The organism is Halococcus saccharolyticus DSM 5350, assembly GCF_000336915.1.
Taxonomy (GTDB): Archaea; Halobacteriota; Halobacteria; order Halobacteriales; family Halococcaceae; genus Halococcus; species Halococcus saccharolyticus.
The window spans coordinates 97,671-114,196 of the sequence record NZ_AOMD01000025.1 but is presented as its reverse complement, the minus strand read 5'-3'; the positions used below and the strand labels follow the sequence as shown (position 1 = coordinate 114,196).

Sequence of the window (16,526 nt, the reverse complement as noted above, 5' to 3'; positions counted from 1 at the left end):
TACTTTGCTACGAGACGGCGAAGCCGTCTCGGCATGACGAAAGGCGCGAAGCGCCTTTCGAACCACGTCGGGTGCGCTCGCTACGCTCGCGCACCACTCCTTGCAAAAACCTGGACTAAAAACACCCGCTCACTCGGCCTGCGGCCTCGTTTGCGGCGGGGCTGCTGGCACTCTCCGCACCGCAACTGCTCCGCGACCACACCGCCGAAGCCCTCGGCCCGCTCCGCGGGCCTCGCCCTTCATCCGCCAGGACCGCCCCGCAACCACGCCACAGCCACGCTGCACCACTCTGTACCCGCACTACCATGCGAACAGCCGACGAATCGCAGGCCGAAACTACAACTACGCCCCCGTCCCAACGCGGCGCATGGACCGTGTGAACCCGGCCACTGGAGAGACGCTCGAACCCGTCGAGGGACACTCCGACGAGGAGGTCGACGACGCGCTCGCACGCGCGAACACGGCGTTCGAGTCGTGGCGCGACCGATCGATGATCGAGCGCCGCGAACTCCTCGCCGACGCCGCGGACGTCCTCCGTGGGAACAAACGCGAGTACGCCGAGATCATGACTCGGGAGATGGGCAAACCCATCTCGGGGGCGATCTCGGAGGTCGAGAAGTGTGCGTGGGTGTGTGACTACTACGCCGAGACCGCCGGCGAACAGCTCGCCGACGAAGCACTTTCGAGTGCGTCGGAAGCGAGTGCATTCGTCTCCTACGAACCGCTCGGCCCGATCCTCGCAGTGATGCCGTGGAACTACCCGTTCTGGCAGGTGTTCCGGTTCGCCGCGCCGCACCTCACCGCGGGCAACGTCGGCCTGCTGAAACACGCCTCGAACGTCCCCGAGTGCGCGATGGCGATCGCTGATGTCTTCGAGCGCGCCGGCTACCCCGAGGACGTCTTTCAATCCCTACTGATCGGTTCGGACCAGGTCGAGGCGATCCTCGAAGACGATCGACTCAGAGCCGCGACGCTGACAGGCAGCGAGTACGCCGGTCGAGCGGTCGCCGAGACCGCAGGCCACGAACTCAAGAAAACGGTGCTTGAACTCGGCGGGAGCGACCCGTTTGTGGTGCTCGACGACGCCGATCTCGACGCCGCCGCCGCGACCGGCGCGGGCGCACGCACCCTGAACTCCGGACAGTCCTGCATCGCCGCCAAACGATTCATCGTCCACGAGGACGTCTACGACGAGTTCCTCGATAAATTCACCGACGAAATGGACGCCCTGACGATTGGCGATCCCACCGACGAGGACACCGATATCGGCCCCCAGGCCCGCGAGGACCTGATGGAAGACCTCCACGATCAGGTCGAGCGCACGCTCGACGAGGGCGCGAGCCTCGAACTCGGCGGTGAGCCGATGGACCGCGAAGGATACTACTACCCGCCGACGGTCCTCACGGACGTTCCCCAGGATGCGGCGGCGGCCTGCGAGGAGACGTTCGGCCCAGTCGCGCCGGTGTTCCGAGTGAGTGACGCCGAAGAGGCGATCGAACTCGCGAACGACGTCGATCTCGGGCTGGGTGCCTCGGTCTGGACCGAGGACCTCGAACGCGGCGAGCGGGTCGCGCGGCGATTCGAGGCAGGGTGTTGTTTCGTCAACGAACTCGTGAAATCCGACCCCCGGGTGCCGTTCGGCGGGATCAAGGACTCGGGGTACGGCCGCGAACTCGCCGGCCACGGCATCCGTGAGTTCGTCAACAAGAAGACGATCTGGGTCCAGTCCCCCGAGGGCGAGTAGACTGAAAGTTGATCGGAAGACGTTCGTTTTTGCTGGCGTTCGATCGATGACGACCGTCCAACCTCCACCGTCGAAGGCCCCGTACAGTCAAGCGTCGTGCCATCGATACGCCGGTATGGGATTCGGACTGACGGACGCACAGCGCGACCTGCGGGACGACGTCCGGGAGTACGCCCGAACCGAAATCGCGCCGCGAGCCGCCGCACTCGATCGAAACGAGGAGTATCCGGCGGCGATCCTCGACGATCTCGGCGACCGACGGCTTACCGGTCTCACCCTTCCCGAGAAGTACGGCGGTCGCGACGAGGGACTCGTGGAACTCGCCGTGGTGATTGAGGAGCTCTCGGCCGCGATGATGCCCGTGGCGAGCGCGCTCGCCCTCCACCTCGGCGTGGCGACCGTCGTCGAGCACTTTGGTTCCGAACGGCTCCGGGAAGAGTTCCTGCCCGAGATGGCGCGGTTCGACACCGTCGGCGCGCTCGGGCTCAGCGAGGACGACGCCGGTAGTGACAAACTCGCGATGGAGACGCACGCCGAGCGGGACGGCGACGAGTGGGTCCTGAACGGCCACAAACGCTGGGTGACGAACTTCTTCGACGCCGACACGGTGCTCACGTACGCGAAGACCGGCCCGGACGACGAGGCCCCGCACAACGTCAGCGCGTTCCTGGTGCCGACTGCGGCGTTCGAGGTCGACACCGTCTGGGACACGCTCGGCGCGCGGAGCGTCAAATCCCCCCGCGTCTCGCTGTCCGATGTCCGCGTTCCGGCGGCACGGCTGGTCGGCGAGGAGGGGGAGGCGTACGTCCAGCGCGGCGCGGTCGATACGGGCGTCAACCTCCCCGCTCGCGCGGTCGGTCTCGCGCGGTCGGCGCTCGACGACACGGTAACCCACGTGACCGACCGCGAGCAGTTCGGACGGCGGATCGGCGAGTTCCAGGGAATCCGGTGGCGGATCGCCGAGATGGCGACGCGCGTCGACACCGCTCGCTTACTCACGCTCCGGGCGGCCGCCCGCGCCGACCGTGGTGCGGACATCAGTCACGAGTTGAGTATGGCGAAGATCCACGCGACCGAGGCCGCCGTCGAGAACACGAACAAGGCACTCCAGCTCCACGGTGGGATCGGCTATACGACCGAGCGCGACGTCGAACGATACCTCCGCGACGCACGGCTGCTCACCATCGCCGGAGGACCGAACGAACTCCACCGGAACACGCTCGCCGACGCCGTTCTCGGTGACTGAGGCCTCTCGACGACTGACGGAGTCGCAGTCGCATCGAACGGTGAGTCGTGGGCTGTGACCGCCATGTCGATGGCAGTCATTACTCCCGGCTGTACGACGTGATCCGGCCCCAGCTCGTGGTCTTCCCCCAGAGGCCCGAGCGCATGCATTCGAGTTCGACGATCTGGGAGTTGTCGACGAACAGGTTCACGTTGGGCCCGAAGTTCTTGATGTACCACTCGAACATCTCGGGGCCGGGGGCCTCGAACACGCAGTTTTCCATCCCGAGCTCGTTCGCGATGGTGTACACCACGTCGGTGCGCCACTCGTGGACCTCCTCGGTGATCCCCTCAGCCTCGACCATCAGGAACTCCGCGCCGGCGTCGAGATGACGTCGGCCTTCTTCGACCGCCATCTCGGGGTCCTGCTGGACCTCGCTTTCGAGTTCCTCGGGGCTCGACGCACCGCCCGCGCCGAACTGGACGTTGATCTCGGGTTTGGGCTCGACGCCGTCGGTCTCGGCGACCAGCTCCGTGAGCGCCACCATGTCGTCGGTGTCTATCGCGAGGAATCCCGACGAGATTTCCACGATGTCGAAGCCAAACTCCGCACACTCTTCGACGTACGCCTCGACGTTGTCGTTGTCCCTCACGAGGACGTTCTCGATGAACCCGCCCGTCGAGACCTTCACGTCGAACTCGTGGCAGACCTCGATGAGCTCCTCGACCGCCGTCTCGGGCATCAACGCGAACGAACCACCTGAAAACTTGTAGATATCGACGTACCATCCCATCGTTTCGAGGATGTCCCGGAGTTCGCGGGGCCCCATCGGATCGTAGTACGGCCCCCGCATCTCGGTGATCCCCTTCTCGCGCGGCTTGTCCGGGCGGTCGTTGACGTGCAGGAAGTCGAACGCCCGGTCGAACGGTCTCTCGGACATACCCGTTCCAGTAGGATCGCCGACCACTTAGGGATTGGTGGCGACGGCGATCGCTGGACAGCCGATCACTCCATCAGCGTGACGAGATCGGCGACATCGTGGGTTTCGAGGTTTCTGACGACATCGACGATCCGTTCTCTATGATCCTCGTCGTAGCGTTCCTCGGTCATCGTCTCGAACTTCGCCTCGACCTGCTCCCACGTCATCGGATCGGTGGGATGGCCGCTGAACGCGTCCTTCTCGATGTGACGTGTCGAATCGTTGGCGAGCTCGATGTCGACGACCGCGGGCATCTCGCCGTTCTCGAAGCGCTCGGTGAGTGCTTCGTCTTCCTCGACTTCCACAGTTCGAAGGAGTTTCTGGACGTCCTCTCGCTGAATACGCTCGGGATCGTAGGCGTCGTTGGTGAGTTCGCGGTCGATCAACGCCGCCGCGAGCATGTACGGCAGCGAGTGGTCGGCCTGGGCTTTCGTCTCGACTTCGTATCGCGACCCCTCGCCGCCGCCGATGATGAGCTTCGCGCCGTGGAACGTGTCGAGGTGGATCGTGTTCACCTGGTCGGGATCGATGTCGGCGTGTTCAGCGAGTTCGATCACGCCCTCGACCGCGGACTGGGCGTAGGTCTCGGCGACGTAGCGCTTGGTCATGGTGTCGAACACGCGCTCACAGCCGGAATCGAGGTCGGCAGTGAAATCGCCCGCAATGATCTGCTTCCACCCCTTCTGGCCCTCGAAGAGGTTCGTCGGACCGTCCATCCCGTTGCTAGCGAGTAGCGCCGAATAGACCGCGTTCCGGGCGGCGTTCGCGCTCGCGACCCCTTTCCACTCGTTGATCCCTCCCGTGCGAGTCACTCGGAGCGCGTTGTGGGCGGTCCCGGCGATCCCGACTGCGTTCCGCAGTTCTTCGTGGTCGAGTCCGAGCACCTTCCCCGCGCCGGCGGTCGCCGAGATGACGGTGTGGGTCACGTGATCGAACCCGCGATCGCGGACTGGCGCGTTCCACGCGAGCTCACCCTGGATCTCGTAGCTCACCCCGATCGCCTCCACGAGCTCCGTGCCGGTGGCGTCGGTGTGCTCGCCGCAGGCGATCAGACTCGCGATGTTGTCGCTCGGATGTGGCGTTTCGCCGGGCGCAAGAAACGAGTCCATGAAATCCAGATACCGCGTGAGCGTGGTGTTGTACATCGCCGCTCCCGTCGGGCTGGCGCGCGTCTCCGATCCCCACAGCCGGGCGGCGTCGCCCGGAGCAGTCTCTTCGACCGTCTCGCGGACGGCCTCGACCGGCTCCGCACCCAGTGCGCCCACCGCGATCCCGACCGAGTCGAGGACGCGCTTTTTCAGCTCCTCGATCGTGTCGTCGTCGAGCTCCTCGAACGCGACCGCCTCGGTGAACGACGCGAGCTCCTCGGTCGTGGCCATGATTCACATACTCTTGACTCCGGCAAAAGCTTTCGCCGCCGACCTCCACACTGCATCGCACCGTACTACCGCGGCGATTTATTCCGATCGACGGTCAACCACGGCCGAACCATGAGCGAGAGCGCGAGGTCTGCGGTGATCGGGACGGGGTCGCCGGTACGGATCACCGAACACGACAGCCAGAAGGTCAAACTGGTGTTCGGTCACGCCGAGTCCGGGGAACTGCTCGCCACCGCCGACGGGACGAGCCTCCCGATCCCGGAGACCGACGAATCGATCCGTTTCGGTGAGATCGGACCCGACGAGACGGGTGGTCAGGCCGCGAACGTCGGGGAGGAAACGTACGTCGTAGTGGATCGAGAGTATCACTACTTCGATGTTGACATCGCGGACGTCCCCGAACGCGAGGAATCGGCGTGTCTCGTGACCGTCGTCGTTCGGGTGCTGCCGGAAGTCACCGGCGAGAACTGATCGAGCAGCAAACGGTGACTTCTCCGTGGTGATCGATCGGTGACAGAGGGACGACACGCGGTCGTGCCGTCCAAATGTACTCGTCACGGTCACCGAGCGACGACCATCGGATGACGGTCGTTCTTCGCTGGAACTACCGAACTGTTGTGAGAGCGATCGCGGATGAGGCCGAAATCGAGTATCAGTCAGGCACCGGTTCGGAGGTCTTTCACGCCTACCTCGGTGCCATTGCGATAGAGCGTCACCGGGCCATCGGCGGCGACGAACACACGCGAAGCCCCGTCGATGCGGTAGCGGTGTTTCGCTTCATCGAGTTCGCCGCGCGCCGTGCCGAGGACGGGCTTGTTGCTGTCGCCGTTTCCGGAGCCACGTTTTTCGACCGCGCCATCGCCTCCAAGGACGTAGACGGTCTTTCCGGCCGCGGCCTCGATTTCCAGCTCCCACGGCTCGTCTTGCGCAGCACCTGCGGCGTCACCTGGACAGTGTTTGTCGGTCGTGAGGCCCTCGGTCGCGGCTCCCTCGACTGGCGTGCCGCTCACGTTCACGTTCGAGTTCCGCACCGTAGTGCCGGACGATCCGGTACACCGCACGCCGGTCCGGTTGTTCCCGTCACACGAGACACAGAGTTTGTCGATGGTCGAGCTCGGCCGATCGACCAGCCGAACCGCCGAAGCCGCCCCGCCTCGGCCAACGATTCCGACCTGTTCGATCGTCGCGGCGTGGGGCGTCGGCGGCGAACTTCGATTGCCGATCCCACACGGCTGTTTTCCGACCACGCCACGGACGCCGCCGGTGTCGATTCGGATGCGCACGTTGCGGACACCGAACGCGCCCGTATCCTGGTTCGCGACCACTGCACCGCCCGAATGTGGCGTGTCGGCGATCCGAATCGTGCAGTCGCGGGCTTCGGCCCCGTGGACTTTCGATTTTGGACCGTCGAAGCGGACGCCACGGGTGTTGAGCGCTGCCTCGGGGTTCGGCGAGCGCGAATCGCGCATATCGACTTCGAGCAGCGCGTTCTGCACGTAGCTGCCCTTGCTGCCGAGGCGGACCTGCGAGATGTCGTTGTTCCGGAACAGGCCACCCTCGACCCGGACCGCGCCGTTGGTCCGGCTGGTGTAGAGCCCATTGTTCGGGAACCCCTCGAAATTACAGCCCTCGATGGTGAGGGTGCCCTCATTCGCCTGACCGGTGAAGATCCCGACGCGGCCGTCACCCTCGTTGTACGCCCCCATCAGGCCGGCGTTGTGAGCGATGACGTGTTTGATCCGGCCGGTGCCGTCGGGAGCGCGGACGTGGGCGTTGAGCGCGTTCGCCACGTCGGGGTTGCCCGATCCCTCCCCGCGGGGCGTGGAGTCGGGATGGATACCCTGACCGCGGTAGCGGACGTGACGGACATCGAGACCCTCCTGCGCACCGAGATGGAGACCAGGGGTCGCGTTGTTCGCTCGGAGATCGACGTCGATGTTCTCGAACAGCGTGTTCATCCCGCGATCGATAACCACGAACTTCCCGTTGAACCCTTCAGGCGCGACGAACCGCGTCGCGTCCTGCCCACACAGCCCGAAGTTCTGGAGCCCCGTGTGGACCGTCTTCTCGTGTTTGGCGAACGCACCATCCGGAAAGACGATCAGCGTGTAGTCGGCGGCCGCGTCGCTGAGTTTCCCGTCGATGGGTTCGTTGCCGCCGGGGTCCATCCCGAGATCGTCGACGGCGTGGAGGACGGTTTTGAATCGGATACCGTGGCGCTCGATCGGCCCGTCGCCGCTCGCAGGCAGCGATCCTGCGCCGCAGTTCCCGCTACCACTGCTCCCGCTAGTGGTACTACCGCTACCATCGTTCCCACTGTTGCCACCGCCACCGCTGCTGCCGTCACCGTCGCTGGCGTTACTGTTGTTTCCTCCGCCACCGTCGTTACTGCCCCCGCCACTCCCCTTACCGCCGCTTCCGCCGGACCACGATGTCGTCTCCCCGAACGCGCTGGGGGGCTGCCAGTCCTGATCGTTGATCTTGATCCGAACGCGTTCGGGATGCTCGAACGCCATCCCGAGGCGCTTTCCGTAGTATCGATAGGCGTCGCGGCCACCGTAGACTTCGCCCTCGACACGGTACCCCTCCGCAGTCTTCGTGATCGAATCACTGTCATCCGTGGTCGCGCCGTGGACGGTCTCCTTTTCGGGTTGAGTGTCGCCGCTGAACGCGATCCAGTAGCTGTTTGCTTCGCCGTTGCCGTCGTCGCGGATCGTGATCGTGTGTCCCATCTGTTGTCCCTGATCGAGTTCGTTCGTCGTTCGATTCGCACACGCCGTCCACCGTTCATCAGCGGCTGCCGGGGTCGGATCCGTCCTCCCGCGAGCTACGTCCGGGAGCCCACTGTGTCTGGCGTTTCCGTGGCGTGTTCGTTCTGGGCGTCGGTTTCCGGCTCCGCAGCGAGGGAAACGTCGCGGATACCGTCGATGCGGACGGTGTGACCATCGGTAACGGTGATCGACTGTGCCGCCGCGATGTGGAGGATACGCCCGTCCATCGGCGCGGCTACATCCTCGCTCGTGCTCCCCGCATCCGTTCTGGTTCGGTCGGAGGTGGTTCCGTTTGACCCCGGGTTGGAGTCGTTGTTCGTCGGTGTCGCCGCTCCCGTCACCGAATCTGCCCCTGCCCCGTCACCGGACGTATCGTTCGCCTCCGTCTCGGCTGCATCGCTTGGCGCGTCGGTTGTGTCCGTCCGCTGTGCGTCGGCGGTTGTATCGGCTCCTGTGGCCGCTGTTTCGTCCATACCGAGGTCCGCGGCGACATCGTCCTGTGGGCCTGGCACACCATCACTACGGCCCGGTTTGTCGCGCCTCGCTTGGCCGCTATCCCCCGTTCCGAGGTCGGCCGCCACGTCGTGGCGCGGCGATGAATCGCCGTTTCGTTGCTTGCCATCGTTCTTCGTCGCTGCTTCGGCCGAATCCGCCGCAACGTCGCCGTCCCGGAACGCGAACGTATCACCGCGCGCGCCACCGTTCGTCGAGGATTCGGTCGTTTCGGCTGCGTCGTCCCCGGCTGCACCGGTTCCACCGGTCTGTTCTCGGGACGCTGCTTTCTCGTCCGTCGCTCGGTTCGCTGTCGTCTCCCCGTCCCCGAGGAGTTTCTCGGTGAATTCCATCGTGTGTGGGATCCGTGGTGTTCGCTCGTCGGTCGTATCGCTGTTCCAGCCGGAGTGGTCGTTACTTCCCGCCGCCACTGCTGCGATTGCCTCCCCATCTCTCGAACGCCATCTCGCCGAACGCCCAGACGCCGGCGGCCCCGACGAGACTCACGTAGACCACTCGCATCTCGACCGGGATCGCCCCCAGGTCGATGATACCCCGCCCGGCGATCGCCAACAACCCGATGAACGAGAGGGTGAGGACGATCGCGAGGATGTCGTTCGTCAGCCAGAACCGCGCTCTCGTGGACGTGGTGTCCTCCGTCGTGCCTTCGACATCGACGATCTTTTTCTCGCCCGTCTCGCCGCCGGTGTTCGATGGCTGCCCGCTTTGGTTGGATGACATTGGTTGCGCTCCGGTGTCCGCATCGTACGGCACTGCGATCGCTCCGCGATGCGTCGCTGTTGTGCTCTCCCCGTCGTCAGTTCGCCCGGTGGCTGAAAGCGGCCGTCGAGACGACCGACTGTCGGCTCGGGAGTCATCCGCGTCCGCGACGCGTCGTCCGGGGCGTACGTCTCGGAGTTGTCGCGTACGAACAAAACCTCGTCGTCGGTCTACAGATCAGCACTGTTCGTACCGACCGTTCCCTACGCCCGTGAAGCCGCCCACACCGCCGTCAGCCCGAGCGCGAGCGCGGGAAGCAGCGGGAGGACGAGAAAGGTATCGCGCCACGTCAGCCCGAGCGCGCTCAGCGTGCCGCCGGCATACGGTATCGCGAGAATCAGTCCGGGCGCGATCAGGAAGGCAAAAACAATCACGCCGACGAGTGCCCAGCCACGCCAATCGAACGAGCGATTCTCGCCGCGTGCAGCGGCCTCGTCGTACTCGCTCCGCGGGGTGTCCTCGAACGCCTCCGGGTCGTGGACGTACTCGTCGGTCATCCCGACACCCCACACCCTGTCGGTTGGCGTTCGGAACCGCACATGTCCTGAACCACGAGTTGTGTGGGCAAAAACCCGGCGGGTTTTGGTCGCGCGGGCGTAGATTCGACCATGCGACACACCGACGGCGGCAACCCTGACGACGCACACGGCGACGACGATCACGAACACAGTCACGCCGATCACGGGGGCGACCATGCTGCCCACGACCATGAGGACGAGGCCGTCCACGCTCACGGGCACGATTTCGGCCCGATCGGGGTCGGGGTCGTGACGGTCTCGACCAGCCGAACCCTGGAGGACGATCCCGCGGGCGACGCGATCACGGCCGCGATCGAGGACACCGATCACGAGGTCGCGACCCGCGAACTCGTCGACGACGACCACGACGGCATCCAAGGGAGCGTCGACGCCCTCGTCGGGCGCGAGGACGTCGACTGCGTCGTCACCACCGGCGGGACAGGCGTCACACCCGACGACGTGACCATCGAGGCCGTCCGGCCGCTGTTCGGCAAGGAACTCCCCGGATTCGGCGAACTGTTCCGCGCGCTCTCGCGCGAGGAGATCGGGACGCGAGTCGTCGCCACCCGTGCGACCGCGGGGGTCGTCGACCGGAGTTCGAGCGGCGGCGGGACCGAGGACGCCGGCAACGGCGTGCCGGTGTTCTGCCTGCCCGGCAGCGAGGACGCCGCCCGTCTCGGCGTGGATATCGTGATCGAGGAAGCGCCGCATCTCGCCGGGCTCGCCACCCGCGACGATCGGTAGGGCCGGCTCTTCGGCTCCCGCCGTCGATTCTGGGCTTGATTCGCCGGCAAGCGTGCCAGCACTCCCGCACCCGATCGAGTCTGGCTGGAGCGGGCGCTGCCGACTCCGCGATCTCGTCCCCGTCGGTCAGCGCTACGTCCCGTCGTCCGTCGCCGCTGCCCGCTCGAAGGCCGATCGCATCGTCTCGTTTCGTTCCACGAGGAACGTCGCATCGAACCCCACGATCGCGAAATCGAACCCCATCGCCAGCCAGTCATCGATCCGGTCGGGGTCCGTCGCGAACACTCCGACCGGTACGTTCTCGTCGGCCGCAGCGTCGATCACCGTCCCGACGGCGGCTCGGAAGTCGTCGGCCTCGAAGTCGAGATGAACGTCGAGCGCGGCGGAGAGGTCGGTCGGGCCGACGAACAGCGCGTCGACCCCCTCGACGCCGGCGATGTCGCCGGCCGCCGCCACCGCCGCTTCCGTCTCGATCTGGATGATCCGGGTCAGCGCGTCGTCGGCCCATTCGAGGTACGTCGGGAACGTTCGACCGTACCCCGAGGCACGACTGGCGGCAGTCCCCCGGACCCCGGCCGGTGGATACCGGGTGGCCTCGACCACGCTGGCCGCCGTCTCGGCCGAGTCCACCCGTGGCACCATGATTCCCCCGACACCCGTGTCGAGAAGACGCTTGATTGCGACCGGATCGGCGGTCGGCGGGCGGACGATCGGGATCGCGTCGCCTGCGGCGTCGACCGCCCGGACGAGGTTTTCGACCGTCTCGATGCTGTTCGCGGCGTGTTCCGTATCGATCGTCACGAAGTCGTAGCCCGCCGCTCCGGTGATCTCGGCGACCGCCGGGTGGCCGATCGACACCCAGCCGCCGACGACGGGCTCGCCCGAGCGGACCGCCTGCCGGAACGCCGCCATGTCCGCCGTTGGATCCATGTCTCCCCACCCGGGCCGGGCGGTCTTAACTCGCTCCGTCGATCCCGGAGCGCCGAAGGCGGACCTTGCCCTCGGATCGATCCGACGCTCTGGCTGGGGTCGCCGGGCATTCGGCGGATAGCTTTTCTCGCTGGCGCGTTCGAGTGACGCCATGCGATTCGGCATTCTCGGCACGGCGAACATCGGACGGATCGCGGTACTTCCAGCTATTCGGGCTACGGACCACGAAGCACTCGCGGTCGCCTCCCGCGACGAGGAGCGCGCCCGAGCCTTCGCCGACGAGTGTGACGTTCCCCGTGCGTACGGCTCCTACGAGGCGTTGCTCGCGGACGACGACATCGAGGCGGTGTACAACCCGCTGCCGAACGCCCGCCACGCCGAGTGGACCAAGCGAGCGGCCGACGCCGGCTGTCACGTGCTCTGTGAGAAACCGCTGACCGTCGACGCGGCCGAGGCCCGCGACCTCGGTGCGTACTGCGACGAGCGCGGCGTCACCCTGATGGAGGCGTTCATGTACCGATACCACCCCCGAACCGAGCGTGCGGTCGAGGTAGTGCGCGAACAACTCGACGACGTTCGGTTCGTGAAGTCGTCGTTCCAGTTTCCGCTCGGCCACGACGCCGAGGACGTCCGACTCGACCCCGATCTCGCCGGTGGGAGCCTGATGGACGTCGGGTGTTACGCCGTCACCGCCGCGCGACTGTTCCTCGGCGAGCCCGAGCGCGCGTACGCGAGCGCGGCCGACACGCGCGATGCCGGCGTCGACACCCAGTTGACCGGACTTCTCGAATATTCGGACGGCGCAACCGCCGAGGTGTCGTGTAGCTTCGACACCCAGGACACCCAGTTCTATCGGGTCGAAGCCGAAAACGGGTGGCTCGAAGCCGATCCGGCGTTCGTTCCCCGTGACGATGATCGAGCTACGCTCAGATACGCTGCCGACGGTCGAGAGGTCACCGAAACGTTCGATCACGTCGACCAGTACCGCCGCCAGATCGAACACTTCGCCGACTGCGTTCGCCACGACCGTCGGCCACGAACCGACGCCCGCGAGGCCGAGCGCACGATGGCGGTCATCGACGCACTCGCCGAGAGCGCCGAGCGGGGCGAGCCGATCGAACTCACTGAATGACGGCGGCTGTCGGTCGGCAGCCACAACGGTCTCTGGCGTCGCTCTTTCCCGCGTTCATCCATATAGGAGCCTCATCACCTCGTCAGCGATGCTGGATTCGACACGGACGCAGCGGTGGTCGCCTTCGAGCGCCGTGTCGGAGCCGGTGATTTAGCCACCGTAGGCGTCTCCTCAGTGTCGACGAGTCCGACGAATCAGCGGACAGCGTCGCCGACCCGGAACCAACCGTCTATGTCTTCCCTTGTTGTTCGATGTAGAACGCTGCCTTCTCACCGCGGGCAGTCACGCCGAAGATCGGTCCGTCAGTCGCCTCTTCGGGGACGAGCAGCTCGACGAGGTCGCGTTTGTGAAGCTCGGTCAGTGCCCGATGCGCGCGGCCGGTGCTGATCGGCGTGTCCGTTCCGATCGCCTGTGGGGACACCGGCCCCTCTATCAGCCGGAACAGCACCACCGCGCGCGCCGATCGCGTCGATTCCGCGGTGCTCACCGACGCCGTCGACGCACCCCCCGACTCCGCGATGAACCCGGCGTCCGCTGCCATCTGCTCCCGTTCGGATTCAATGGCGTCATTCGGCATACATTCGTCTTCGGACCTCACGACACTAAGTGTATCGCTCAGCCGAACCTCTATGGGTGGCTGATACGTCGGTGCAAAAGGTTCACACCACATTTTAGTGCAGTCGTCGCAGGCGAGGGTTCCGAAGCGCCGAACGAGATCAGCAGAACGGAACCGGTTGTCTCGGCCAATCGAGTCGGAACAATGATGGCCGATGCGGCGGAACGGATCACCATACCGACCAGTGACCCGACGACGAGCCGATACGGACTCCCTTCCATCGACGCTCCACCCCGCAATGGCAGCCGCCGTCGCGGCGATCCGCCGCCAGGAGGGACTGCCGGCGTGGCACGAGATGTCGATCGATCGGGCACGTCGCCGCGAGGACGCCGTATTCACCGCCGACGCCCCTGCCGTCGATCGGATCGGCGATCGATCGATTCCCGGTCCCGCGGGCGACATCTCGATCCGCATCTACCACCCCACGACCACCGCCCCCGCGCCGGTGTGCGTCTTCTATCACGGCGGTGGATGGACACTGGGAACGCTCGATTCTGCCGGCTCGATCTGCCGACGCCTCGCTCGCCGAACCGGCTGTGTCGTCGTTTCGGTCGACTACCGTCTCGCACCCGAACACCCGTTCCCGGCCGCGGTCGCGGACGCCGAGAGCGCGCTCTCGTGGACGGCGGCCAACGCCGAGACGTTCGGCGGCGATCCCGACCGCCTCGGCGTCGCCGGGACCAGTGCGGGCGGCAACCTCGCGGCGGTCGTCGCACGTCACGCGCGCGATACCGATCTCGACCTCCGCCACCAGCTCCTCCTCTACCCGATCACCGATCACGCCGCCGCCGCCGATCCCTGTGACGACCACACAGGGCTCCTCACACGCGCGGACATGGACTGGTTCTGGGAGCAGTACCTCCCGATGCCTGCCGACGGCGCGGACCCCGACGCCTCGCCGCTCCGCGCGGACGATCTCTCGAAACTCGCTCCGGCCACCGTCGTCACCTGTGGGTTCGATCCGCTCGGCGAGGAAGGCATCGCCTACGCCGATCGACTCCGCGATGCCGGCGTCGCCGTCGACCACGCCCACTACCCCCGAATGGCCCACGGTTTCCTCAGCCTCGCGGGCTCGGTCGACGCAGCGGACGAGGCGCTCGACGACGTGGCGGCTGCCGCCCGCGAACGACTCGGGTGAGTTCGTTAGACGGTCGGCGGAAGCGAGAGAACACACAGTCGAACCGAACGCCGACAGGACATTGTACCCCGGACGAGTAGCCTGGGCATATGGACGAGTTCGACGCCGACAGGGCGTCCGCCGAGCGGCTGGATCGGGACGATCCGCTGGCGTGGTGTGCCGAACGGTTCACGGTCCCCGCCGAGATCTATCTCGACGGGAACTCGCTCGGACCGCTGTCGGCCGACGCCGAGCGCGCACTCGACGACGCGATCGACGAGTGGCGGGAGCTGGGGGTCCGGGGCTGGACCGACGCCGACCCGCCGTGGTTTCGCTACGGCGAGCGCCTCGGCGACCGGCTCGCGCCGCTCGTCGGCGCACGCGAGTCCGAGGTGGTGGTGGCGAACGCCACGACAGTCAACATCCACACCCTGATCGGCACGTTCCTCGATGGGCTCGACGATGGGTCGAAAATCCTCGTGAACGAACTCGACTTTCCGACGGACCACTACGCGATCAGGGCGCAGTTCCGCCAGCGCGGTCTCGACCCCGACGACCATCTCGTGGCCGTCGAGAGCGTCGACGGCCGGACGATCGACGAGGAGCGCGTCGTTGCGGCGATGGACGACCACGACGTGGACATCCTGTTCATGCCGTCGGTGCTCTACCGGAGCGGCCAGCTCCTCGATATCGAGTATCTCACGAGAGCGGCCCACGAGCGGGACGTGCTCGCCGGCTTCGATCTCGCGCACTCGATCGGTGTCGTCTCGCACGATCTCTCGGAGTGGGAGGTCGACTTCGCCGTCTGGTGTTCGTACAAGTACCTCAACGCCGGGCCGGGCGCGATCGCGGGTCTCTACGTCAATCAGAACCACTTCGGCACGATGCCCGCCCTCGCCGGCTGGTGGGGTCACGAGAAGGCGACCCAGTTCGATATGAATCCGACGTTCACCCCGGCGGCCGACGCCGGCGCGTACCAGATCGGTACGATCCCGATATTCAGCGCCGCGCCGCTCGACGGCGCGCTCGATCTCATCGACGAGGTCGGAATCGACGCGATCCGCGAGAAGTCGCTCGACCTGACGTCGTATCTCGTCGCTCTCGTCGACGACCGCCTCGGTAACGAGATCGACGGCGCGGACGGCTGTACCATCGGGACGCCCCGCGATCCCGGGCGGCGGGGCGGACACGTCGCGATCGAACATCCCGACGCCGAACGGATCGCGCAGGCGTTGACTGAGAGCGGTGTGGTTGTCGATTTCCGCCCGCCGAACGTCGTCAGGATGTGTCCGTCGCCGCTGTACACCAGCTACGCCGACGTGTGGGACGCCGTCGAACGCTGGCGGAAAATCCTCGATACGGCGGCACACGAACGGTTCGACGCCGATCGGTCGGGTGTCTCCTGACGAGTGCGAAGTGGGGGCGGTGGGGATCGCTTCGCGGTCGCTCGACTCATCGGAGCACCGATCACTCGTCGTCCGATTACTCACGACAACGTCTTTCACAGATCTCTATAGAGGAATGCCGAAAGTACGGCCGTGAAATTCATTCGTTCTGACGGCCTCGCCAGAAATGCGGCACCGCCACCGCTACTGCCAATCACGTCGGGCGGGTGTTCGAGCCGACCGACCCACCGCCACCACCATCGTCGGTCGCTCGATCCCGTCACGCCGCTTTTCCGGCCGAACGACGACTTGTTACCGGGAGCGTCGCTCTCAACAGTCCATCGACCGGTCGTTGTCTCAACTCGGCAGCGGACACAGACTCGCGGTGAGTACCGTCCGTTCGTCGGTCTCGTTGTGCGCACCGTGGACCGCTCCACGCTCGTTGGGGACGACGCCGGGCGCGCTCACCCGCTCTTCCTCGTCGTCCCTAGTCACGACGACCGTCCCGTCGAGCACGTGGAAAACGTTGGTCGCATCGGGATGGTCGTGAGGGTCGACCGTCGCGCCGGGACCGAGCGCGAACGCCTTCACGAGGACGTCGTCGCTAACGTGGAGTTCTTCGGTCAGAACTTCACCCTCGTCCGGATCGAGGTCGGGATACTGATCGAGCACATCTCGACGACGAGGGCGAACGCCGTAGCCGTTTCGCCCGTC

Annotated in this window: 16 protein-coding genes; 7 read left to right on the top strand and 9 right to left on the bottom strand. The window is 66.0% G+C overall.

Features of this window, described 5'->3' with window-relative positions; all coding sequences use genetic code 11:
- Positions 1–367: 367 nt before the first annotated feature.
- Together C449_RS11015 and C449_RS11010 are read left to right on the top strand one after the other, a co-directional pair.
- The gene (locus C449_RS11015; protein ID WP_006078096.1) at positions 368–1,744 is read left to right on the top strand and encodes an NAD-dependent succinate-semialdehyde dehydrogenase; all 1,377 of its coding nucleotides are present in this window, start codon (positions 368–370) and stop codon (positions 1,742–1,744) included.
- Between the two features lie 115 nt (positions 1,745–1,859).
- Positions 1,860–2,990: an acyl-CoA dehydrogenase family protein gene (locus C449_RS11010; RefSeq protein ID WP_006078095.1), complete on the top strand. Its 1,131-nt coding sequence runs from the start codon at positions 1,860–1,862 to the stop codon at positions 2,988–2,990.
- A 79-nt stretch (positions 2,991–3,069) separates the two neighbouring features.
- Here C449_RS11010 and C449_RS11005 read toward each other — a convergent pair whose 3' ends face one another.
- Together C449_RS11005 and C449_RS11000 are read right to left on the bottom strand one after the other, a co-directional pair.
- Positions 3,070–3,909, bottom strand: coding sequence for a phosphosulfolactate synthase (locus C449_RS11005; RefSeq protein WP_006078094.1), 840 nt, complete (start codon positions 3,907–3,909; stop codon positions 3,070–3,072).
- Positions 3,910–3,974: 65 nt separating this feature from the next.
- The gene (locus C449_RS11000) at positions 3,975–5,327 is read right to left on the bottom strand and encodes an MmgE/PrpD family protein (RefSeq protein WP_006078093.1); all 1,353 of its coding nucleotides are present in this window, start codon (positions 5,325–5,327) and stop codon (positions 3,975–3,977) included.
- 111 nt (positions 5,328–5,438) lie between these two features.
- On the opposite strand from C449_RS11000, the gene C449_RS10995 reads away from it, so the two are divergent.
- Entirely contained in the window at positions 5,439–5,798 is a 360-nt protein-coding gene (locus C449_RS10995; protein WP_006078092.1) for a hypothetical protein, read from the top strand.
- Positions 5,799–5,983: 185 nt separating this feature from the next.
- On the opposite strand, the gene C449_RS10990 is transcribed toward C449_RS10995, so the two are convergent.
- The 4 genes from C449_RS10990 to C449_RS10975 all read right to left on the bottom strand — a co-directional run bounded on the left by C449_RS10990 (position 5,984) and on the right by C449_RS10975 (position 9,867).
- Entirely contained in the window at positions 5,984–8,059 is a 2,076-nt protein-coding gene (locus tag C449_RS10990) for a hypothetical protein (protein ID WP_006078091.1), read from the bottom strand.
- 95 nt (positions 8,060–8,154) lie between these two features.
- On the bottom strand, positions 8,155–9,021 hold the full coding sequence (locus C449_RS10985; RefSeq protein ID WP_006078090.1) for a hypothetical protein: 867 nt from the start codon (positions 9,019–9,021) through the stop codon (positions 8,155–8,157).
- Positions 9,005–9,331 carry a hypothetical protein gene (locus tag C449_RS10980; protein WP_006078089.1) on the bottom strand — a complete coding sequence of 109 codons (327 nt, stop codon included), beginning with the start codon at positions 9,329–9,331 and terminating at the stop codon, positions 9,005–9,007. Before C449_RS10980 ends, C449_RS10985 begins: the two co-directional genes overlap by 17 nt.
- A 242-nt stretch (positions 9,332–9,573) precedes the next feature.
- Positions 9,574–9,867 (bottom strand): hypothetical protein, encoded by a 294-nt coding sequence (locus C449_RS10975; protein WP_006078088.1) that lies wholly within the window; start codon positions 9,865–9,867, stop codon positions 9,574–9,576.
- 111 nt (positions 9,868–9,978) lie between these two features.
- Here C449_RS10975 and C449_RS10970 point away from each other — a divergent pair, with 111 nt between their 5' ends.
- The gene (locus C449_RS10970) at positions 9,979–10,632 is read left to right on the top strand and encodes a MogA/MoaB family molybdenum cofactor biosynthesis protein (RefSeq protein WP_006078087.1); all 654 of its coding nucleotides are present in this window, start codon (positions 9,979–9,981) and stop codon (positions 10,630–10,632) included.
- A gap of 132 nt (positions 10,633–10,764) precedes the next feature.
- On the opposite strand, the gene C449_RS10965 is transcribed toward C449_RS10970, so the two are convergent.
- Positions 10,765–11,562 (bottom strand): HpcH/HpaI aldolase family protein, encoded by a 798-nt coding sequence (locus C449_RS10965; RefSeq protein ID WP_006078086.1) that lies wholly within the window; start codon positions 11,560–11,562, stop codon positions 10,765–10,767.
- A gap of 151 nt (positions 11,563–11,713) precedes the next feature.
- Here C449_RS10965 and C449_RS10960 point away from each other — a divergent pair, with 151 nt between their 5' ends.
- Entirely contained in the window at positions 11,714–12,694 is a 981-nt protein-coding gene (locus tag C449_RS10960) for a Gfo/Idh/MocA family protein (RefSeq protein ID WP_006078085.1), read from the top strand.
- A 229-nt stretch (positions 12,695–12,923) separates the two neighbouring features.
- On the opposite strand, the gene C449_RS10955 is transcribed toward C449_RS10960, so the two are convergent.
- Complete coding sequence (locus C449_RS10955; RefSeq protein ID WP_049914092.1) at positions 12,924–13,271, bottom strand: hypothetical protein; 348 nt, start codon at positions 13,269–13,271, stop codon at positions 12,924–12,926.
- Positions 13,272–13,548: 277 nt separating this feature from the next.
- On the opposite strand from C449_RS10955, the gene C449_RS10950 reads away from it, so the two are divergent.
- Positions 13,549–14,448 (top strand): alpha/beta hydrolase, encoded by a 900-nt coding sequence (locus C449_RS10950; RefSeq protein ID WP_006078083.1) that lies wholly within the window; start codon positions 13,549–13,551, stop codon positions 14,446–14,448.
- An 89-nt stretch (positions 14,449–14,537) separates the two neighbouring features.
- Positions 14,538–15,833: a kynureninase gene (kynU, locus tag C449_RS10945; RefSeq protein WP_006078082.1), complete on the top strand. Its 1,296-nt coding sequence runs from the start codon at positions 14,538–14,540 to the stop codon at positions 15,831–15,833.
- Between the two features lie 336 nt (positions 15,834–16,169).
- Here the strand turns inward: kynU and C449_RS10940 are convergent, their stop codons facing one another.
- Positions 16,170–16,484: a cupin domain-containing protein gene (locus C449_RS10940; RefSeq protein ID WP_006078081.1), complete on the bottom strand. Its 315-nt coding sequence runs from the start codon at positions 16,482–16,484 to the stop codon at positions 16,170–16,172.
- Between the last annotated feature and the right edge of the window lie 42 nt (positions 16,485–16,526).